General features: G+C 64.7%; 21 protein-coding genes. 14 read left to right on the forward strand and 7 right to left on the reverse strand.

The window, feature by feature from the left end; all coding sequences use genetic code 11:
- Positions 1 to 13: 13 nt before the first annotated feature.
- On the forward strand, positions 14 to 448 hold the full coding sequence (locus GDJ97_RS03930) for a type II toxin-antitoxin system Phd/YefM family antitoxin (protein WP_152069914.1): 435 nt from the start codon (positions 14 to 16) through the stop codon (positions 446 to 448).
- 31 nt (positions 449 to 479) lie between these two features.
- Positions 480 to 758, forward strand: a complete 279-nt coding sequence (locus tag GDJ97_RS03935) for a type II toxin-antitoxin system RelE/ParE family toxin (protein WP_152069915.1) — start codon at positions 480 to 482, stop codon at positions 756 to 758.
- 120 nt (positions 759 to 878) lie between these two features.
- Here GDJ97_RS03935 and GDJ97_RS03940 read toward each other — a convergent pair whose 3' ends face one another.
- Both GDJ97_RS03940 and GDJ97_RS03945 read right to left on the reverse strand, forming a co-directional pair.
- Entirely contained in the window at positions 879 to 1544 is a 666-nt protein-coding gene (locus GDJ97_RS03940; RefSeq protein ID WP_152069916.1) for a hypothetical protein, read from the reverse strand.
- Positions 1545 to 1557: 13 nt separating this feature from the next.
- The gene (locus GDJ97_RS03945; RefSeq protein ID WP_152069917.1) at positions 1558 to 3054 is read right to left on the reverse strand and encodes an AAA family ATPase; all 1497 of its coding nucleotides are present in this window, start codon (positions 3052 to 3054) and stop codon (positions 1558 to 1560) included.
- 268 nt (positions 3055 to 3322) lie between these two features.
- On the opposite strand from GDJ97_RS03945, the gene GDJ97_RS03950 reads away from it, so the two are divergent.
- Positions 3323 to 3754: a zinc ribbon domain-containing protein gene (locus GDJ97_RS03950; protein ID WP_152069918.1), complete on the forward strand. Its 432-nt coding sequence runs from the start codon at positions 3323 to 3325 to the stop codon at positions 3752 to 3754.
- Between the two features lie 146 nt (positions 3755 to 3900).
- On the forward strand, positions 3901 to 5667 hold the full coding sequence (gene thrS, locus GDJ97_RS03955; protein ID WP_152069919.1) for a threonine--tRNA ligase: 1767 nt from the start codon (positions 3901 to 3903) through the stop codon (positions 5665 to 5667).
- 133 nt (positions 5668 to 5800) lie between these two features.
- On the opposite strand, the gene GDJ97_RS03960 is transcribed toward thrS, so the two are convergent.
- Positions 5801 to 6187, reverse strand: a complete 387-nt coding sequence (locus GDJ97_RS03960; RefSeq protein ID WP_226808805.1) for a Fur family transcriptional regulator — start codon at positions 6185 to 6187, stop codon at positions 5801 to 5803.
- Positions 6188 to 6297: 110 nt separating this feature from the next.
- Between GDJ97_RS03960 and GDJ97_RS09655 the strand changes: the two genes are divergently transcribed.
- Positions 6298 to 6420, forward strand: a complete 123-nt coding sequence (locus GDJ97_RS09655; protein WP_255445758.1) for a hypothetical protein — start codon at positions 6298 to 6300, stop codon at positions 6418 to 6420.
- A 240-nt stretch (positions 6421 to 6660) separates the two neighbouring features.
- Here GDJ97_RS09655 and GDJ97_RS03965 read toward each other — a convergent pair whose 3' ends face one another.
- A complete protein-coding gene (locus tag GDJ97_RS03965; RefSeq protein WP_152069920.1) occupies positions 6661 to 7044 on the reverse strand; it encodes a heavy-metal-associated domain-containing protein in 384 nt (127 codons plus the stop codon).
- A 197-nt stretch (positions 7045 to 7241) separates the two neighbouring features.
- Here GDJ97_RS03965 and GDJ97_RS03970 point away from each other — a divergent pair, with 197 nt between their 5' ends.
- Entirely contained in the window at positions 7242 to 7925 is a 684-nt protein-coding gene (locus GDJ97_RS03970; protein ID WP_152069921.1) for a DUF3793 family protein, read from the forward strand.
- Between the two features lie 54 nt (positions 7926 to 7979).
- Complete coding sequence (locus tag GDJ97_RS03975; protein WP_152069922.1) at positions 7980 to 8399, forward strand: flavodoxin; 420 nt, start codon at positions 7980 to 7982, stop codon at positions 8397 to 8399.
- Positions 8400 to 8402: 3 nt separating this feature from the next.
- On the opposite strand, the gene GDJ97_RS03980 is transcribed toward GDJ97_RS03975, so the two are convergent.
- On the reverse strand, positions 8403 to 8744 hold the full coding sequence (locus GDJ97_RS03980; protein WP_152069923.1) for a hypothetical protein: 342 nt from the start codon (positions 8742 to 8744) through the stop codon (positions 8403 to 8405).
- Positions 8737 to 10164 carry a DNA repair protein gene (locus GDJ97_RS03985; RefSeq protein ID WP_152069924.1) on the reverse strand — a complete coding sequence of 476 codons (1428 nt, stop codon included), beginning with the start codon at positions 10162 to 10164 and terminating at the stop codon, positions 8737 to 8739. The genes GDJ97_RS03980 and GDJ97_RS03985 overlap by 8 nt, the downstream gene beginning before the upstream one ends.
- Positions 10165 to 10309: 145 nt before the next feature.
- Between GDJ97_RS03985 and GDJ97_RS03990 the strand changes: the two genes are divergently transcribed.
- The 6 genes from GDJ97_RS03990 to GDJ97_RS04010 all read left to right on the forward strand — a co-directional run bounded on the left by GDJ97_RS03990 (position 10310) and on the right by GDJ97_RS04010 (position 16813).
- Positions 10310 to 11011, forward strand: a complete 702-nt coding sequence (locus GDJ97_RS03990; RefSeq protein WP_152069925.1) for a phosphatase PAP2 family protein — start codon at positions 10310 to 10312, stop codon at positions 11009 to 11011.
- 103 nt (positions 11012 to 11114) lie between these two features.
- The gene (pgi, locus tag GDJ97_RS03995) at positions 11115 to 12803 is read left to right on the forward strand and encodes a glucose-6-phosphate isomerase (protein ID WP_152069926.1); all 1689 of its coding nucleotides are present in this window, start codon (positions 11115 to 11117) and stop codon (positions 12801 to 12803) included.
- Between the two features lie 553 nt (positions 12804 to 13356).
- Positions 13357 to 14055, forward strand: a complete 699-nt coding sequence (locus tag GDJ97_RS04000) for a LacI family DNA-binding transcriptional regulator (protein ID WP_226808807.1) — start codon at positions 13357 to 13359, stop codon at positions 14053 to 14055.
- A complete protein-coding gene (locus GDJ97_RS09540; RefSeq protein WP_226808809.1) occupies positions 14015 to 14365 on the forward strand; it encodes a hypothetical protein in 351 nt (116 codons plus the stop codon). Before GDJ97_RS04000 ends, GDJ97_RS09540 begins: the two co-directional genes overlap by 41 nt.
- Positions 14366 to 14492: 127 nt before the next feature.
- The gene (locus GDJ97_RS04005) at positions 14493 to 16172 is read left to right on the forward strand and encodes a PLP-dependent transferase (protein ID WP_152069927.1); all 1680 of its coding nucleotides are present in this window, start codon (positions 14493 to 14495) and stop codon (positions 16170 to 16172) included.
- A gap of 68 nt (positions 16173 to 16240) precedes the next feature.
- Entirely contained in the window at positions 16241 to 16813 is a 573-nt protein-coding gene (locus GDJ97_RS04010) for a manganese efflux pump MntP family protein (protein WP_152069928.1), read from the forward strand.
- Between the two features lie 73 nt (positions 16814 to 16886).
- On the opposite strand, the gene GDJ97_RS04015 is transcribed toward GDJ97_RS04010, so the two are convergent.
- Complete coding sequence (locus tag GDJ97_RS04015; RefSeq protein WP_152069929.1) at positions 16887 to 17216, reverse strand: winged helix-turn-helix domain-containing protein; 330 nt, start codon at positions 17214 to 17216, stop codon at positions 16887 to 16889.
- A 138-nt stretch (positions 17217 to 17354) separates the two neighbouring features.
- Between GDJ97_RS04015 and GDJ97_RS04020 the strand changes: the two genes are divergently transcribed.
- On the forward strand, positions 17355 to 18866 hold the full coding sequence (locus GDJ97_RS04020; RefSeq protein ID WP_152069930.1) for an IMP dehydrogenase: 1512 nt from the start codon (positions 17355 to 17357) through the stop codon (positions 18864 to 18866).
- Positions 18867 to 18889: the final 23 nt, after the last annotated feature.

Consider the following 18889-nt stretch of genomic DNA (forward strand, 5'->3'; position numbering starts at 1 on the left):
TAGGGAAGTCACCGTGGGGGTGTTTGCAGCAACAGTTCCGACGCAATCGATTCGTCTCGTCTGGGAAGTTGTCCCGCCCCATTTCTTCCATTCTTTTACAAAAGAACTTATGTATAATCCTATGAAGAATCTCATGAAGGGAGTGCATATGCCCGTTGTAAAACCCGTTTCAGACCTCCAACGCAACCTTGGTTCGGTGAGCAAACTCTGCCACGAAACGGGTGAGGCCGTGTACCTTACCAAAAACGGATCCGCCTCCCTTGTCGTCATGGATGCGGCGGCCTTCGATAAGAAGGTTTCCATCGTCGAGGATGTCCTGCGCCATGAGGAGCGTATCTCGCGCGCAATTGCGCGGGGATACGACGACCTCGCCAATGGTCGCGTGAGGCCTTGGTCCCAGGCTAGGGGAGACGTCGACCGAATGAGGGCTGAGCGTCGTGCCGGCTAGTGGGAGCGAGGACGCTCCGTTCCAGATCCAAATGACCGACGAGGCCCTCTACGGCTATGCCCGGGTGGAGCCTGAACGGGTGTATCGCCGCATTGGTGATTTAATCGACACACTTTGTGTCTTTCCTCGCTATGGCATGGAGTATGACCCGTATTACCCCGCCGCCCAGCCGTCGGTGCCCTCTCGGGTGTTCTATTGCGGGCATTATGGCGTTTACTACTGTGTTGACGATGACCATCGACTCGTGACCATTCTTGCCGTAGAAGACGAGCGGCGCGATCCCCGAAATAGGTTTTCCTATCTCAACTAGGTTGGTGCATTCGAGGGCTTTACGGACGCTGGCATCGAATTACTGGAGCGTCTGATTCGCGACAATGAGCCGCTTATCTACGAGCTTGCCGCGCGGGCGCCGCAGGAGGCCGTGTGAGAGCTACGCCGACGCCTTGTTTGCTTTCCTGAACGCCAACGCGAGGTTCGAGGCTCGATTCATCGAGTTGCCGTTCTCAAAGATGTACTCCCAAGAATCACGGAACTTCTGGCAGGGGAGTAGCTCTTCCAGCAGGGTACGGAATCCCTCCAAGTCTCTCGCATATCGCTGCTGAAATGCGCGCGCGAGCAGTTCCTTCTTGTGGGGCGTGAGCTCGCTGCCATGGATGCCGTGTAGGGCGTCCTCCATATCCTGCGAGAAATAGTAGAGCGAGTAAGGCACGGTGCGCTTTTTAAATGTGAACGCGCTCTTGCGTGCGAGGATCCGTGCGTTCCCTCGCTTGATCTCGTTTCTGTGCACGAGATGGTCCGGTGCGAGCTCCTCGGGGACGAAGGCGGCGTCCGTGTCGGTGATCTGGATGATGCACGCCAGGTCGTTCCAGGTAATCTTCGGTGAGAGGCCCTGAAGGTAATCAAGGATCCCCTTGCGAACCCATTCGTCAACCCGTTTCGATTCTGCGTTGCCGCCAGGGGTGACGCAGAATCGTTGCTGGGTCAGTAGATCCCCGTGGACGACCTCAAAATGCAGCCTGCCCATGGCGCGGAACAGCTGGGAGAAGACGAGACCCAGGGTGAGCTCCTCCGTCGGACCTTCCACGATGACGAGCACGACGTTCGGCCTCTTACTCATTGTCATCGACGCCTTGGGGCTTCAGCGCCTGTCCCGCCTGGTAGAAGGCATTGTCCATCTCATAGCGGTCGGTCCTGTTGTATATCGCCGCAGGCCCGTCCTCGAGCTCTATGGCGCGCAGGTACACGTCGCGCAGGTTGTTCGTCTTGCGGATGTTCGTGAACGTGATGAACTTGTCGGAAGGGCTCGACGTGGCGAAGACGACGGACTGCTTGGGCAGCTTCTCGAGCGGGAACAGGTCGTGCGCGGTGAAGAGGAGCTGGCCCTTCGCGTACTTGCTGAACGTCTCGACGATCTGCCCCAAGAGGTACTCGAAGATCCCCGAGTCGAACTCGTCGATGGCGAGAAACGCCGAGGGGTTCGTGTAGACATTCACAAGCAACGTGGAGATGGAGACGATTTTCTTGATGCCCTCGGATTCGCACCGGAAGGGGATGAGCGCCGAGCCTCGCTGAGAGAAGAGCTCCGCACGCACGCCCGTCTCGCCGTTATCGAGGGCTTGTCGGCCGTGGTTTTGAACAATGAGGGAGAGGCCAGGGACCAGCGTGCCGATAACCTCGTTCAGGGCGCCGATCGTTTGCTTGAGGCGTTCGAAGGTCTTGAGGTCCAGGGTGTTCGCGGCAAGCAGGTCGAGCCTGATTCCATCGGGCTCGGAGCCCCAATAGTCGGCATGGCGCGACTGGACGTGTAGGAAGTTGAGCGAAACCTCGGCATGCGCGGACGTGGAGATGACGTCCATGTTCTCCAAGGCGTTCAGGGCGAGCGCCGGCACGCACAGGAGATAGTGGTGCAGGTGAGCAAGCGCCGCCAGGGTGTTCTTGCTCATGTTGGTGCCCTTGCGTGCTTGCTCCGAAAGTGCTCGCTCCACAATCGCGTAGACGTTGTAAGAGAAGATGCCCGAGGAAGAGCGCTCGTTTGCGAGGGCGAGCTGGACCATGAGTTGCGAGCGGTCATCGGACCTGCCGGTGAAGAGCGACTTCCAATCTCCCGTGGGGGAGAGGGAGGTGCTGAGTGCGGGGTCATCGGACGCGGAGAGCGCGATTAGCGTGCGGAGGCTCTCTTGCGCGAGGAGGTTCTTGATGCGCAGGCGCTCGTGGGAGATTCGAAACGTGGCCGCGTTTTTGTTTTGGGAGCGTTGTGGATTGGCGCTCCGGGCGATTTCAACGTCGTAGATCAGGCGATAGTCGAATTGTTGCTTGCCAGAGGAGGCGTCATCGGCATCGGTCAGGCGAATCTGGAGCTCGATCTTGTAGGAGTCCGCGCCGGGCTGAAAGTAATCGGCCGCCTGCGAAGGAAGGCTCGAACCGGACATGAGGCGTTGGAGCAGGGCAAACGCCTCGACGACGGATGACTTGCCGGAACCGTTCTGGCCGTAGATACCGATAATGGAGGGCAGGGAATTTTCGAGGTCGTCGGTATGGGGGAACGAGATTTCGCCCTGGTCGATGTTCTTGAAATGGCGCAGTGCGACCCGCTCGAATCGAATCAAGGCATCCTCCACTCAGGCTGGCTGTAAAACTACAACAATAATAGTAAAACGGAATAGAAAATACCGTTTAGCGAGAACTAATCCATTCAGAGCAGACGGATGACGGACAGTCGGCATCCACGTTACATGCTACGCCGTAGCAGCCTCTCTCCTGGGCCGACCGGGCCAAACCAACCCAAATTATCGCAGGTTTGGTGCTCTTATGGTCTCCCATCAGCTGATGCGCTAGAATCAAGCGGTTATTCGCTATGGAAAGGTTCTAGGCACTATGTCCAAGTACATCCAGGAGCTCATGTCTCCGCAGCTCATGGGCGCGCTCTATCTGTTCATTGCGTTCATCGTGGCTCTGTACCTGCTCGCCATCGTCTACGTGTTCATCGACGCCCGCCGTCGCGGTGCGCAGGCCTGGTGGGCATGGGGCTTGGTTTCCATCATCCCCTTCGTGGGTCTGATCGCCTATATCGCGCTTCGCCCCGGTTCGTACCAGAGCGATCGCGAGGAGCAGGAACTCGACATGGCGCTGCGCGAGCATCAGCTGGCGCAGTTCGGCTCCTGCCCCAACTGCGGCACCACCATCGAGAAGGACTTCATCGTCTGCCCCGTGTGCAACACGCAGGTGCGCAACGTCTGCCCCAGCTGCCATAAGCCGCTCGACGCGCACTGGAAGGTTTGCCCGTACTGCCGAACTCACATCCAGTAGGCGTGGTCCGCGCCGGGTAGCCCCGGTGTCGTCCATGCTGTCTCGCGCCCGCTCGCCCCGGAAAGGGGAGGGCGGGTTCTCTGTTCTTCGTTATCCAACCGCCGCCAGCCGATCGCGCAGCATACATCCATGGGAGGAAGCATCATATGAAAGCGCTCTACAACGACGGGCACGTAGCCGAGCTGCCTGAGGACGAGGTCACGCACGTCGTCCGCCACTCCGCCGCCCACATCATGGCGCAGGCCATCAAGCGCCTGTACCCCGAGGCCGACTTTGCCTATGGCCCCGCCACTGAGCACGGCTTCTACTACGACATCGACCTTCCCGAGGGCACCAAGATCTCCGACGACGACCTGCCCGCCATCGAGGACGAGATGAAGAAGATCGTGAAGGAGAACCTCAAGTTCACGACCTTCGAGCTGTCTCGCCCCGAGGCCATCAAGCTCATGGAGGAGCGCGGCGAGAAGTACAAGGTCGAGCACATCGGCGACCTTCCCGAGGACGCGCGCATCACGTTCTTCCAGCAGGGTGAGTACATCGACATGTGCGTGGGCCCGCACATCACCTACACCAAGGCCCTCAAGGCCTTCAAGCTCACGGGCGTCTCCGGTGCCTACTGGAAGGGCGATTCCAGCAACAAGATGCTCACCCGCGTGAACGGCGTGGCCTTCGCGTCCAAGGACGAGATGGACAAGTATTTCGAGATGCTCGCCGAGGCGGAGCGCCGCGACCACCGCAAGATCGGCAAGGAGATGGAGCTCTTCATGATGAACGAGGCCGGTCCCGGCTTCCCGTTCTGGCTGCCCAACGGCATGATCGTGAAGAACTCCCTCATGGACTACTGGCACGAGATGCAGTCCAAGTTCGGCTACGAGGAGGTGCAGACGCCCATCATCCTCTCCCGCACCCTGTGGGAGACCTCCGGCCACTGGGACCACTACAAGGCCAACATGTACACCACCAAGATCGATGACGAGGACTACGCCATCAAGCCGATGAACTGCCCGGGCGCCTGCCTCATCTACAAGATGAAGCCCCGCAGCTATCGCGACCTGCCCATGAAGCTCGCCGAGGCCGGTATCGACCACCGTCACGAGCTGAAGGGCGCGCTGCATGGCCTGTTCCGCGTGCGCGAGTTCCAGCAGGATGACGCGCACCTGTTCATCCGCCCGGACCAGATCACCGAGCAGGTGACGGATGTGGCGCATCTCATCACCGCCTACTACGCGCAGTTCGGCTTCCCTTACAAGGTCGAGCTCTCCACCCGTCCGGATGACTCCATGGGCTCCGACGAGGACTGGGCGAACGCCGAGGCCGGCCTCAAGGCCGCGCTCGAGGCCATGGGCGTCGAGTACACGGTGAACGAGGGCGACGGCGCCTTCTACGGCCCCAAGATCGACTTCCACCTGCAGGACTGCCTGGGCCGCACCTGGCAGTGCGGGACCATCCAGCTCGACTTCCAGCTGCCGCACAACTTCCAGCTGGAGTACACGGACGTGGACGGTACCAAGAAGCAGCCCATCATGATCCATCGCGCCGGTTTTGGCTCCTTCGAGCGCTTCATCGGCATGCTTACCGAGGAGTATGCGGGCAAGTTCCCCACGTGGCTCTCGCCGCTGCAGGTGAAGGTCCTGCCCGTATCCGAGAAGAGCCGTCCCTACGCGCATGAGATTGCGGCTGAGCTGCGCGACGCCAAGGTCCGCGTGAAGGTTGACGACCGCGACGAGAAGATCGGCTTCAAGATCCGCGAGGCCCGCAGCATCGACCGCGTGCCCTACATGTTGATCATCGGCGAGCAGGAGGTCGAGGCCGGTAACATCTCCGTGCGCGACCGCTCCAACAAGACCGTCCAGCGTGAGCTAGGCGAGTTCATCGCTGACATCAAGGCCGAGATCGAGGAGCGCCGGGGTTAGGGCGTCGTATCCTTGGGCACCGCGCCCGATCGGTTGACGTGATGAAAAGGGAGCCTCTCGCAAGGCTCCCTTTCTTGTTTGGTTTGGATTGCGGGTCGGGATGCTGGGTGGTAGCCAGCCGGTTGCCTACCGGCTATCGGCAGTTGGGGCACAGTCCGAGGAAGACGGTGCCATGGCTCTCGACCACGTAGCCGGTGGCGCGGGCGGCCTCCTTGTCGGCATGCGCGTTGTAGGTAACGGGCGCGTCCACAACGGCGCCGCAGCGGCGGCACATCACATGGGAGTGGTTGTCGGTTCGCAAATCGAAGCGATTTCCGCCGGGAACGTGCACGGTGAGGATGGTTCCCTCATCCGAGAGCAGGTTGAGGTTGCGATAGACGGTGCCGCGGCTGATCTTGGGGTCCCGCTGGCGCACCTCGGTGTAGACTTCCTCCGCCGTGGGGTGGTCACAGCGGCCGGTAACAGCGTCGAGCACGAGCTGGCGCTGGCGGGTATTGCGTCTCTGGATGGTCGCGGGCACGGGTCATCGACTCCTTTCTGCGCAAAAACGATACCACGGAACACGGGATTTCAAGTAAACGATATCAATTCCTGATACCAGGTTTCAATCGCACCCTGGGGGAGCTCGGCGTGTGCGCACCCTATATCGAGCGCCTGATCCCCGGTCTGCGCCTCACTCGCGGCGAGGAGTTCGGGACGTTCCAGAAGCTCACCCTCGACGACGCGCGGGCCATCTACCGCAGCGCGCTGTAGGCTGGGCTGGGGTCAATCCGCGTCCCAGGCGCTTCGGCACCCCGTCCGCATGGCGCTGTCCTCGCGAGACTGGAAGACCTCGGTGGGAAACCGCGGGAACGGGCAAAACGAAGATGGGCGCATCGGCTGCGATGTGCCCTTTTCCGTCGCCCGTTCCCGCGGTTTCCCACCGAGGTCTTCTCAGTTCGCTGCGGGGTGCGCCACGCGGACGGGGTGCCATAGCGCCTTGCAGCCTATTGCCTAAAGATGCGGCACGTAGTAGCCGGCGTCCTTGATAGCCTGCTCGTAAACGGCCTCGTCGATCGGCTGCTTGGCGTGTACGTGGGCCACGCTGTCCTCCAGGCTCACCTTGGCGAGTGTGCCGGGAATGGCGTTCAGCGCATTGGTCACATTCTTCACGCAGTTCGCGCAGCTCATGCCGTTGACCATGATGTCCGCTTCGTAGGGGTAGTGGGAAAGGTCGGTGTCCTCGACCTTCACCTGCTTGGGATGCGGGCGGTCGTCTGCGTCGGTGCAGCAGCTCTGACCCCTGAAGCTCCCGATGATGCGGCGCCCGCCAAAATAGAGCGCCACGAGCACGATTGCCAGGACGATGATGTTTCCCGGTGTGAAGATGCCACTCATCGCTATTTCCTCTCCCTCTGGTTTCCGCTTGGGCGAAACCACTATACTCGCTCCTCCTATTGGTACATAAAAAGTTTCCAAAGGCTCACTTCTCCGCTTGACCGCTGCGCGATTCCGAGTAAGTTATCTCTAGTTAACTGTTAACCGCAGTCAACTTACATGGCGGAGCCGGAACACGGCTGGGGAGGGGAGGCCTGATGACGAGAAGCATCGACGTCGATTCCATCGCGGACGCCCTCGTGCGCAACGCCGCGCCCACGCTCGCCGGCATCAAGCCCGCGAGCCTCTTCACTTTTCCCGGTCGCTTCGTGGGCGGCGCTCGCGAGCGCGCGGCCGTCCTTTCCCGGCGGGAAGCCTTCTTGAACGCACTCGACGCCTGCCGCGCCGAGCTCGCTGCTTCGGGCGTGCTCATCCGCGTGCTCGTCTGGCGGCATTGCGGTGCGCTCGTGTACGTGTACCGGCCCCGTTCCCTTGCGCGTTATCTGGCGGATCCGCGGGCGGCCATGCCCCTCGCGGGCGAGGGTTATCGCGTGAACGACCTCGATGCGTGCCTGGACCTCCTGGCCGAGCGCCTGGAGGCGCGCGGTAAGTTCACCGTGGCCGCGCACGACGCCGAGCACGACTGCCCCTGCACCGCCCGTTCGTGCCGGGCGCGATTCCCGCACGAGATCGGCTTCTTCCTGGGTTATCCCTATGCGGACGTGGCCGGGTTCATGGAGCACGAGGGTCGCGACTTCATCCTCATGGGGCAGTGGAAGGTCTACGCCGATCCGGCGGGGGCACTCGCGCTCTTCGAGCGGATCAAAACCTGTACCGAGCGTTGCTGCGAGCAGCGCGCACGGGGCGCGGGGCTGGCGGAGCTTGCCGCCTGCGCCGCGTAACTCTTTGGTATCCATGCCGCGTAACAACGCGCGGCCGAACAGAAGGGAATGGATATGAGCAAGGTAGCCATCGTGTACTGGAGCGGCACGGGCAACACGGAGGCCATGGCCGACGCCGTGGCCGAGGGCGTCACCGGCAAGGGCGGCGAAGCCGAGATCATCCAGTGCTCGGACTTCAGCGCCGGCAAGCTGGGCGACTACGATGCCATCGCCTTCGGGTGCCCCGCCATGGGCTCCGAGGAGCTGGAGGACACCGAGTTCCAGCCCATGTGGGATGATGTGAAGGGCGAGCTGGGCGACAAGCCCGTGGCGCTCTTCGGCAGCTACGAGTGGGCCGACGGCGAGTGGATGGAGAACTGGAAGGCCGACGCCGACGAGGCCGGCGTCAACGTGGTGGATACGCTCATCTGCTACGACGCCCCCGACGACGAAGGCGTTGCCAACTGTCGCGCGCTCGGCGAGAAGCTGGCCTAGGACCTAGCTTTCGGCGTGGCGCTCGATGGCGCAGATGTCATCGAAGGGTATGGAGCGCGTTCCCAGCCTGAGGCGGTGGAAGACCGTCTCCACGCCCGCCACCACGCCCGCGCGCGTGACGTAGCCGTCTCGGTCGTAGAACGTCACGCGGATGAGGTCGCCGCGACGCACCTGCACGAGTTCTCGTGAGAGCGTCTCGGCGGCCTCTTCGGTGAGCTCCCTCCGGGGCTCGACGACGCGCTCCTGCTCCCGTGCGAGCTCGTAGTAGCCCGTGAGGGCGGCGAACGGCATGAACTGGGCGGCCCGGTCTGCGCGGGGCCGCCCGTTTTTTGTGTACTCAGGCATGGTGCCCTCCCACCTGCTCGTTACGCTCGCGCCCGGTGGCGCCCGAGCGGAAGCTCGTGCCGCGCAGCAGCGCGTTCTTGCCGTAGCGCCCCTTCACCGCGTTGACCGTCTCGGCCAGCCGGTGCTCCTCTTCCTCGGCCGCCACGTCGGTGAAGAGGTCCAGGTCGGCGAACTCTTCGGGCATGAGGTCGCCGAAGCCTATGTTCACCCGGCGGATGGCCCGCGCGGGGTCCACCGTCTCGTGCAAGAGCGCGTCGAAGGCCGTCCAGAGCTTGCGGCGCGAGTTGGTGCGGCCGGGGAGCTTGCGCTGGCCGCCGCCGTGGCCAAAGCGCGCGGCCATGAGCCGCCGGGTGCCGTGCTCGCCCTGAAAGACGGCCCCCGCCGCCCGCGCCCCCTCGGCGGCCGCCACACGGGCCCGCCGGTCCAGGAGCAGCGTGTCGTCCTGCGCGCTCGCCCGCGAGGCGTCCACGCAGGCTGGTTCCGCGCCCGAGGGCGCCGGGCCCGACCCATAGCCCACGGAGAGCGAGATGACGCTCGCCACCGTACCGTGCTCCACCAAATCGAGCGCGCTGGCGTCCACCATCTCGCGGAGCACCGTGCGTGCCTCCTCGAAGCCGTAGTCGCGCGAGAGCACCTGCCCGGAGGTCTGGCTCGTGGCGGCGGGGCGGTAGGCGTGGATCTGGGCGATGGTGCAGGGCTCGCGCCCGTGCGCGTGGTCGATCAGGTACTCCGCGGCCACCCCGAACTCCCGATAGAGGATCTCCTCGTTCAGCGCGGCCACCCCCGCGAGGTCGTAGACGTGGTAGCGCGCCAGGCGGTTTGCGATGCCGGGGCCGATGCCCCAGATGTCCGTGATGGGGTGGTGCGGCCAGATGAGCTGGCGAAAGCTCTCCTGGTCGAGCACGCCGATGCCGTCGTTCACGTGCTTGGCCGTGACGTCCAGCGCCACCTTGGCCAGGAAGAGGTTGGGGCCGATCCCCGCGGTGGCGTAGATGCCCGTGGCCGCGCGCACGGCCCCCATGAGTTCGAGCGCGAACGCGCGGGCGTCCGTGTGGTAGAGCTTGAGATAGGGCGTGGCGTCTATGAAGCACTCGTCCACGGAGTACACGTGCACGTCGTCCGCGCTCACGTACTCCAGGTAGATGCCGTAGATGCGGGCCGAGACCTCCATGTAGTGCCGCATGCGCGGGCGCGCCATGATGTAGTCCACGCCCTGGGGAATCTCGAACACGCGGCAGCGGTTGCGGATGCCGAGCTTCTTCATGGCGGGCGATATGGCCAGGCAGATGGTATTGGGCCCACGATCGGGATCCGCCACCACCAAGTTGGTGGTGAACGGGTCGCGTCCGCGCGCCGCGCACTCCACCGAGGCGTAGAACGTCTTCAGGTCGATGCAGATATAGGTGCGTTCCTCTTCCATGGCCCTCCTTTAGGGTGTAGTATAGCGTAAAATACGAACACGCGTTCCTAACGAAAAACAAGTATATGTGTTCGGGCGGACACATCTTGCGTTCATCTGGGGACAGGGGTGGGGCGGTTACAATGACGGGGACGAAGGGAGATTGATGGAGAGATTCGACGACACCCGGATGACCGATGAGGAGCGCCGGAGCCTGCCGGCCCGGTTGGCGCGGCTCGTCCGCACGCATCGGCGGCTCGTGGTCGTGGCTTGCTGCCTGGCGCTGTTCCTGCTGCTGCTCGATGAGGTGCTCGAGCCCGACGCGCTCCGTATCGACCGATGGGCCTACGCGCTCATCGTGGAGCGCCTGCGCACGCCGTGGCTCACCCCCGTGATGGAGGGGTTCTCGGCGCTCGCGAGCCCGGTGGTGCTCGTGGTGCTGCTCCTCGTGATCGCCGCCTTCGCCCCGGGTGCCCGGCCGGGATGGTGCTGCGCCATCAACCTGGTGCTCGTGGCGCTCTTGAACGTGGGGCTGAAGACCCTGGTCCAGCGGCCCCGGCCCGAGGGTTTCCGCCTCATCGAGGAGACGGGCTTCTCGTTCCCCTCCGGGCACTCAATGGTGGCCATGGCGTTCTTCGGGCTCATCGTCTGGCTGGTGTGGCGCTACGAGCGGGACCGTCGCCAGCGGAACCTTCTGACCATCGCCTTCGGCATCGTGATCGCCGCGATCGGCATCAGCCGTATCTACCTGGGCGTCCACTACGCGAGCGACGTGCTGGGCGGCTTCTGTGCGAGCATCATCTGGCTGGCGCTCTACACCCGCCTGGTCGTGCCGCTCTTTTTGGGCGAGCGGGGGAGCGCGGCGTAGCACTGCGGCGCGCCCGGCGCCGCAGCCGCTCCTCACGGGCGCGTTCCCGCGCGCTCGCGCTACAATGGGCCTGTTTGCAAAAACGTCCAAGGAGGGACCGTACATGTCGAACATTCCCGCACCCGTCGATGCTGCGTCCACACCCGAGTGGGCCGCGCTCCAGGCGCATCAGCGGCAGATGGAGGGCTTCAGCCTGAAGGAGGCCTTCGCCGCCGATCCCGAGCGCGTGTCTCGCCTGAGCTACCAGATCGGTGACCTGCACTTCGACCTCTCCAAGAACCTCGTCACGAAGGAGACGGTCAAGCTCCTCGCCGCCTTGGGGCGCGCCGTGCACGTGGAGGAGCGCCGCGACGCCATGTTCGCCGGCGAGCACATCAACACCACCGAAGACCGCGCCGTGCTCCACACTGCGCTCCGCCGTCCCGCCAGCGAGGCCGGCGCGCTCATCGTGGACGGCCAGGACGTGGTGGCCGACGTCCACGAGGTGCTCGACCGCATGTACGCCTTCGCGGAGCGCGTGCGCTCGGGCGCGTGGAAGGGCATCACCGGCAAGAAGATCGAGCACGTGCTCTCCATCGGAATCGGCGGCTCCGACCTCGGTCCGGTCATGGTGTACGAGGCGTGCAAGCCCTACGCTGACGCGGGCATCGACTGCACCTACGTCTCCAACATCGACCCGAATGACATGGCAGAGAAGGTTCGCGGGCTCGACCCCGAGACCACGCTCGTAATCATCGTCTCCAAGACCTTCACCACGCTGGAGACCCTCACCAACGCGCGCGAGGCCAAGACCTGGCTGCTGAACGGCCTCAAGGCGGCGGGCGCCATCGACGGTAGCGCCGAGCAGGACGCCGAGGCGATCGAGAAGCACTTCGTGGCCGTCTCCACCGCGCTCGACCTCGTGGCCGACTTCGGCATCGACCCCGAGAACGCGTTCGGCTTCTGGAACTGGGTGGGCGGTCGCTACTCCGTGGACTCCGCCGTGGGCCTCTCGCTCATCATCGCGCTCGGTCCGGAGCGCTTCTCCGAATTCCTGGCCGGCTTCCATGACGTGGACGTGTACTTCAAGGAGACGCCGCTCGAGGAGAACGTCGTCGCCCTCATGGGCCTCATGAACGTGTGGTACGTGAACTTCCTGGGCTGCAAGTGCCATGCCGTGCTGCCGTACAACCAGTACCTGCACCGTTTCCCGGCCTACCTGCAGCAGCTCACCATGGAGTCCAACGGCAAGCACGTGCGCTGGGACGGCACGCCCGTCACCTCGGCTACCGGCGAGATCTTCTGGGGCGAGCCGGGCACCAACGGCCAGCACGCCTTCTACCAGCTCATCCACCAGGGAACGCAGCTCGTGCCGGCCGACTTCATCGCCTTCGTGAACACGCCGAACCCCGTTGAAGACGGGAACCAGGACGTCCACGAGCTCTTCCTCGGCAACTTCCTGGCGCAGACCAAGGCCCTCGCCTTCGGTAAGACGGCCGACGAGGTCCGCGCCGAGGGCACGGCCGAGTGGATGGTGCCCGCCCGCGTGTTCGCCGGCAACCGTCCGACCACGAGCATCTTCGGCGTGGACCTGACTCCGCGCGCCCTGGGTTCGCTCATCGCGCTCTACGAGCACATCACCTTCGTCGAGGGTACCGTGTGGGGCATCGACTCCTACGATCAGTGGGGTGTTGAGCTCGGCAAGCAGCTCGCCAAGCAGATCACCCCGGCGTTCCACGACGATGAGGCGCTCGCCGCGCAGGACGCGAGCACGCAGGCGCTCATCGCCTTCTACCGCGCGAACCGCCGGTAAGTCTGACTCCTCCATAGACCTCTAGACCTGGCTCCGAAGGGGCGGGACGACATGTTCGTTCCGCCCCTTTGCCGTTGTCAGGAGCGGTGTCTGCCTGCACCGGGGGAGGGCGCTGGCAGTTGCTAAGCAAACTTGTCCACCTAGGGGGACGTTGCAAAGCGGGCTGTCCACCGAGGGGGACGTTGCTAAGCGGGCTGTCCACATAGGGGGACGTTGCTAAGCAAACCTTCCAGCTAGATGCGCTTGCTAAGCATATTTTCCACGAAGGGCGCTGAAACGGGCCCTTCGTGGCAGAAGTGCTTAGCAACCGCCCCTTGGTGGCGTATCTGCTTAGCAACCGCTCCTTGGTGACGGATGTGCTTAGCAACCGCCCCTTGGTGGACAGTCTGCTTAGCAACGGCCCGGGGAAGCTCGGGGAAGTCCGGGGGAGGGGGTTTCCGACGGGTACGATTCGGCAGCTCGGTAGCTGCCACTCGTCCGTTCTGTGGCCTGGTGCGGCGGGAGCCCTGGAGTACCGGGGGTATCATGGTTCGGACCAGTGAAGGGGGGCATCGTGACGATCAAGGAAGTGGCGGAGCTCGCAGGCGTCTCCAGTGCTGCGGTGTCGCGCTATCTGAACGGCGGCTACCTGGCGGATGACAAGCGCGAGCGGATTCGCCAGGCGATCGAGCGCACCGGGTACGCGCCCTCCGCGCAGGCCCGAGCGCTGCGCACCGGTTCCACGCGCATCGTCGGCGTCATCGTGCCCAAGATCAACTCCGAGTCCATCAGCCGCATCACCGCCGGTATCGGCCAGGTGCTGCGTGAACGCGGCTGCCAGATGCTCCTGGCCAACACCGATAACCACGCCGAGCGCGAGCTCGAGTACCTCGAACTCTTCCAGGGACATCCCGTGGACGGCATCGTGCTCCTCGCCACGATCCTCACACCCCGCCACCGTGCCTTCCTGCGCGAGGCCAAGGTGCCCGTGGTGCTCGTGGGGCAGCGCGCCCGCGGCTTCAACTGCGTGTACCACGACGACGCCGGCGCCGCACGAGACCTCGGACGCCATGTGGCCGAGCAGGCGGGCCCGAGCGGACGGGTGGCCTACCAAGGGCGTGACCCGCGAGGACCGCGTCGCCGGCCGCGCTCGCATGGACGGCTTCATCGCGGGTCTGGAGGCAGGCGGCATCGGTTTCGACGAGCGCCTCTACCGCGAGGGCGCCTTCACCATGGAAGCCGGCTACGAGGGTGCCCTGAGCCTGTTCGATGACGGGTTCGCCGTTGCATCTGAACGAGGATCTGGAGCCGATTTCATATCCTGTGCCACCGACACCATCGCCGCTGGCGCCATCCATGCGATCGCCGAGCGCTTCGGCGGCCTTGCCGCGCACGGTGCGCCGCGCGTCTCCGGTTTTGGCGACGACCGGTTCCTCCGCGCGGCGACCGGTGGCATCCCCACCGTGCACTTCGGCTACATGACGAGTGGCATTAAGGCAACGCAGATGCTCATGGACATCATCGACGGCGAGACCACCGTGGCCAGGCAAATGGAACTCGGCTACCAGCTCGTGGGCGTGTAGCAACTATTTGCTGCCGCGTGAGTGCCCCGCCCCGGCCGGAGGGCCGTTGGGGGTTCTGCTCGCTGCTCGCGAGACTGGATGACCTCGGGGAGAACAGAACCCATGAGCAACGCTCTCGGATGCGACCTTGCCCGCCTCGTCGGCGCAGCTGAGCAGGCGCACGACGCCTGCATCGGTAACGGGCGCTTTTCGCAGCGCATCCACGTGCTCGATCGCGGGGGGCTGGCAGCACTGCCTGGGCCTTCCCCGCGAGCTCACCGCCGGCCAAAACGGAGCGCTGCGCCAGCAGCCGGTGCGCGAGGTCGAGGGGATGCGCGGCGCCGAGACGGCTGCCACGGGCGAGCTCGCCATCGAGGGCGATGCGGCCCGGTGCTTCGACTTCATCGCCATGGGTATCGATGCCTCCTTCGAGCTCGTGCTCGCGGACGGACTGCGCCTGGCGTGGCTGCCGGCGGGGGAGGGCCTGCCGGCGCGGCTCGAGCTGCGCTTCCTGGACGAGTCGCGCGGGGGCATCGGGTGCGGTTCTGGCCCTTGGGGTAACGGCGTGCGTAGGCGGCGTCTCCGCTTTTCAGGAGCGGTCGCTATTGCCTGTGGCCCTTGCATGGTTCCTCTCGGATTCCCCCGTGCGGCGCATCGCGGCACGGGGGAATCCGCTACACTGGAAAAACTTTGCAATGCGAGAGGGGGCGGCGCCATGGGGCTTTCATTCTCTGAGGTTGCCGAACGGTTCGCCGAGGCGCATCGCGGCCGCGCCGCCTGGTTTCTTTCTGCGCGCAACGTCCCCGAGGCCATCGCCAAGCTGGGGCTCGTGGGGCCGACGGACCGGCTGGTCGTCTGCGCCGACGATTTCGCGCACGCCTTCCACCGGGGCTTCCATGAGGGGACCGTTCGGTTCGTCGATGAGCCCACGCCGGAGGCGTTCACCGAGGCGTCCGATCCGGACGAGGAGCCGGAGCCCGATCCCGCTCGGACCTCCTACGCGTCCGCTCCCGAGCCCGCCCACCACGCGAGCTACGCGCACGCGGCGGGGGCCTGCGTGGATCGCCTCTTCTGGTTCGTGAACGCCATCGGCTGCCGGGGGCTTCGCGTACCCGACCTGCGCGCCCTCGTGCGCGCCGCCCAGGCGGCGGGCGCCGTCCTCATCGTGGACGACACCGTACCCTCCTCGTTTTGCTGCCACCCGCTCGCGCTCGGCGCCCATCTCGTCTTCGAGGCGCTCGACCGCGTGGCCGCGGGCGAGCTGTCGGAGAAACTCGTGGGCCTGGCTGTTGCGCCCTCCGTCACCGGCAAGGGCCGCCGGCGCCGTACCGACCCGCTCGCCGAGGATGCCTACCTGCTGCTCGCCATGCGCTTGGGCCAGGGAACGACGCCCTCGGCCTTAGCCCCTGCGGACCTGGATGCCGTCGCGCGCGGTCTCGAGACCCTCCCGGCGCGCATGCAGGCCCACCTGGACCATGCCCGCGCGCTCGCCGCCTACCTCGACTGCCATCCCGCCATCCCCTGGGTCGGCTATCCCGGCCTCGCCTCGCATCCCGACCACGACGTCGCCGCCGCGGTCCTCGAGCACGGGTTCGGTCCCGCGGTCGAGTTCGAGCTGCCGTACCCGGTCACCGCCGCCTCGCTCATCGCCGTGTGCGACCCCTCCTTCCGCGCGGCGCCTGCGGGCGGCGCCATAACGAGGATGTCGGCGCGCGACGGCGCAGAGGCGCGCTTCATCCGGCTCTTCGCGGGCGTGGACGACCCTCTGGCGGTTGCGGACAACCTGGACCAAGCGCTTCGCATGTTCTGCAACCCGCCGCAGCCTTAGCTTCGCCGGGCGCATCCGGGCGCATCCAATCTATCTCATCGTCAACCCCAAGCATCAGGGAGGGTGCCGTGGGTTCCTTCGACCTCGCCAATCTTGCCGAGGCGATGCTGCTCGGCGTCGCGCTCGCCATGGACGCCATGGCCGTCACGCTGTCCAATTCGCTCTGCGAGCCCCATATGCCGTTCTCCAAGAAGATTGCCATGCCGATCGCGTTCGCGATCTTCCAGGTCGCCATGCCTATTGCCGGCTTCTTCGGCGGCACGCTCATCGCGGGTCTCATCGACGCCTACGCGGGCATCGTGAGCCTCGCCATTCTCGCCTTCGTGGGAGGCAAGATGGTGTGGGAGGCGGTGCGCGAGCTGCGCGAGCCCGAGACGTGCGAGAACGCGAGCCTCACGTTCGCGACGATCTTCTTCGAGGCCATCGCCACGTCCATCGACGCATTCGTGGTTGGCGTCTCGTTCGCCGCCGCGCGCAAGAACATCGTCCTCTATTCCGGCGCCATCGGTGTGATGACGTTTCTCTGCTGCGGGTTCGTGCTCGTGCTCGGTCGACGCCTGGGCGAGCGATTCGGCGCGCGCGCCCAGGTAGCGGGCGGCTTCGTGCTCATCCTGATCGGCCTCAAGACGTTTTTAGGGTAGGATTCGGCGAGGAGGCTCGCCCTTCTCCGCGCGAATCCCTTACCGCGCGGAGGAGACGTTCGTGCGCAGCGCGCTAGAGCAGCTCCGGGAGGCGCCTCGCCACGAGCGCATCGACCTCTGCCTGGAGCTTCCGGTACCCGTCCACGGCGCGGTGGCCTTCCTCGGTGAGGGTCGAGCCGAGCGCGCCGTTGCGGTCGAGCAGCTTGCATCCCAGCTGGTCCTCGGCCTCGTTGACGATGCGCCAGGCCTTGGAGTACGCCATACCCATGCGCTTGGCGGCGCGGTTGAGCGAATGCTCCTCGTCCACGCCCTCGAGCAGCTCCACGCATCCGGCTCCGAAGCCGCCCGGCAGCTCTGCCTCGGCGTTGCGTACCGTGATGCGCGTGCTCGCCTTGAGTGCCATACGTGCTTCCCCTTGCTTTTTTCGCCCGCCTGGGCGCTCCCGCGCGGCGTGCAGATGTACATTCGACGAGTCGCATTGTAGCAGCCCCGCGTGCGCTACAATAGCTGCACTTGTACCGCTGCGTAGAATAGGAGCATCATGGCCACGATCTTCCCCGGTGAGTCGCATACCTTCTCTGAGTACCTGCTCGTCCCCGGTTACTCATCCTCGGAAAACGTGCCCGCCAACGTGTCGCTCAAGACCCCGCTCGTGCGCTACCGCAAGGGCGAGGAGCCTTCCATTACGCTGAACATCCCCATGGTTTCCGCCATCATGCAGTCCGTCTCCGGCGTCGACATGGGCGTGGCGCTCGCTACCGAGGGCGGCATCTCCTTCATCTACGGCTCGCAGAAGCCCGAGCAGGAGGCCGCCATGGTCAAGGCCGTGAAGGATCACAAGGCGGGCTTCGTCGAGTCCGATTCCACCCTCACGCCCGACATGACCATGGCCCAGGTCATGGAGCTTAAGGAGCGCACCGGGCACTCTACCATGCCCGTTACCGAGGACGGCACCTCGCGCGGCCGCCTGCTGGGCATCGTCACCTCGCGCGACTACCGCCCCTCGCGCGACGATCCCAAGATGCTCGTCGCCGACTTCATGACCCCGCGCGAGAAGCTCATCGTGGGCAGCTGCGACATCACCCTCTCCGAGGCCAATAACATCATCTGGGACCGCAAGCTGAACGCGCTTCCCGTGGTGGACGAGAACGACCACCTCATGGGCATCGTCTTCCGCAAGGACTACGACGCGCACAAGACCAACCCCAACGAGCTGCTCGACTCCGATAAGCGCTACATGGTGGGCGCGGGCATCAACACCCGCGACTACGCCGAGCGCGTGCCCCTGCTGCTCGAGGCCGGTGCCGACGTCCTCTGCATCGACTCCTCCGAGGGCTTCTCCGAGTGGCAGAAGCGCACTATCGAGTGGATCCGCGCCAACTACGGCGAGGACGTCAAGGTGGGCGCCGGCAACGTGGTGGACGCCGAGGGCTTCCGCTTCCTCGCCGACTGCGGCGCCGACTTCGTGAAGGTGGGCATCGGCGGCGGCTCCATCTGCATCACCCGCGAGACCAAGGGCATCGGCCGTGGCCAGGCCTCCGCGCTGCTCGACGTGTGCGCCGCGCGCGACGAGTACTACAAGGAGACGGGCGTCTACGTGCCCGTGTGCTCCGACGGCGGCATCGTCTACGACTACCACATGACGCTTGCGCTCGCCATGGGCGCCGACTTCCTCATGCTCGGCCGCTACTTCGCGCGCTTCGACGAGAGCCCCACCGAGCGTGTTAACGTGAACGGCCAGTACATGAAGGAGTACTGGGGCGAGGGTTCCGCCCGCGCCCGCAACTGGCAGCGCTACGACCTGGGCGGCGCGGCCAAGCTCTCCTTCGTGGAGGGCGTGGACTCCTATGTTCCCTACGCCGGCTCCCTCAAGGACGGCGTGGGCTCCACGCTCTACAAGGTCAAGTCCACCATGTGCAACTGCGGTGCCAACTCCATCAAGGAGCTCCAGGAGAAGGCCCGACTAACGCTCGTGTCCGCCACGTCCATCGTCGAGGGCGGCGCCCATGACGTCGTGGTCAAGGACTCCCAGCAGACGGTCGGTTTCAACTAATCCTTAAGCAGTAAGAAGGACAA

The organism is Collinsella sp. AK_207A (assembly GCF_902501965.1).
GTDB lineage: Bacteria > Actinomycetota > Coriobacteriia > Coriobacteriales > Coriobacteriaceae > Collinsella.

What these genes read in the sequence shown, in the direction of transcription:
- GDJ97_RS03935 (WP_152069915.1), top strand. Translation starts at nt 480, where the DNA reads ATGACCGACGAGGCCCTCTACGGCTATGCCCGGGTGGAGCCTGAACGG.
- GDJ97_RS03950 (WP_152069918.1), top strand. Translation starts at nt 3,323, where the DNA reads ATGTCCAAGTACATCCAGGAGCTCATGTCTCCGCAGCTCATGGGCGCG.
- thrS (WP_152069919.1), top strand. Translation starts at nt 3,901, where the DNA reads ATGAAAGCGCTCTACAACGACGGGCACGTAGCCGAGCTGCCTGAGGAC.
- GDJ97_RS03965 (WP_152069920.1), bottom strand. Translation starts at nt 7,044, where the DNA reads ATGAGTGGCATCTTCACACCGGGAAACATCATCGTCCTGGCAATCGTG.
- GDJ97_RS03970 (WP_152069921.1), top strand. Translation starts at nt 7,242, where the DNA reads ATGACGAGAAGCATCGACGTCGATTCCATCGCGGACGCCCTCGTGCGC.
- GDJ97_RS03975 (WP_152069922.1), top strand. Translation starts at nt 7,980, where the DNA reads ATGAGCAAGGTAGCCATCGTGTACTGGAGCGGCACGGGCAACACGGAG.
- GDJ97_RS03980 (WP_152069923.1), bottom strand. Translation starts at nt 8,744, where the DNA reads ATGCCTGAGTACACAAAAAACGGGCGGCCCCGCGCAGACCGGGCCGCC.
- GDJ97_RS03985 (WP_152069924.1), bottom strand. Translation starts at nt 10,164, where the DNA reads ATGGAAGAGGAACGCACCTATATCTGCATCGACCTGAAGACGTTCTAC.
- GDJ97_RS03990 (WP_152069925.1), top strand. Translation starts at nt 10,310, where the DNA reads ATGGAGAGATTCGACGACACCCGGATGACCGATGAGGAGCGCCGGAGC.
- pgi (WP_152069926.1), top strand. Translation starts at nt 11,115, where the DNA reads ATGTCGAACATTCCCGCACCCGTCGATGCTGCGTCCACACCCGAGTGG.
- GDJ97_RS09540 (WP_226808809.1), top strand. Translation starts at nt 14,015, where the DNA reads ATGGAAGCCGGCTACGAGGGTGCCCTGAGCCTGTTCGATGACGGGTTC.
- GDJ97_RS04015 (WP_152069929.1), bottom strand. Translation starts at nt 17,216, where the DNA reads ATGGCACTCAAGGCGAGCACGCGCATCACGGTACGCAACGCCGAGGCA.
- GDJ97_RS04020 (WP_152069930.1), top strand. Translation starts at nt 17,355, where the DNA reads ATGGCCACGATCTTCCCCGGTGAGTCGCATACCTTCTCTGAGTACCTG.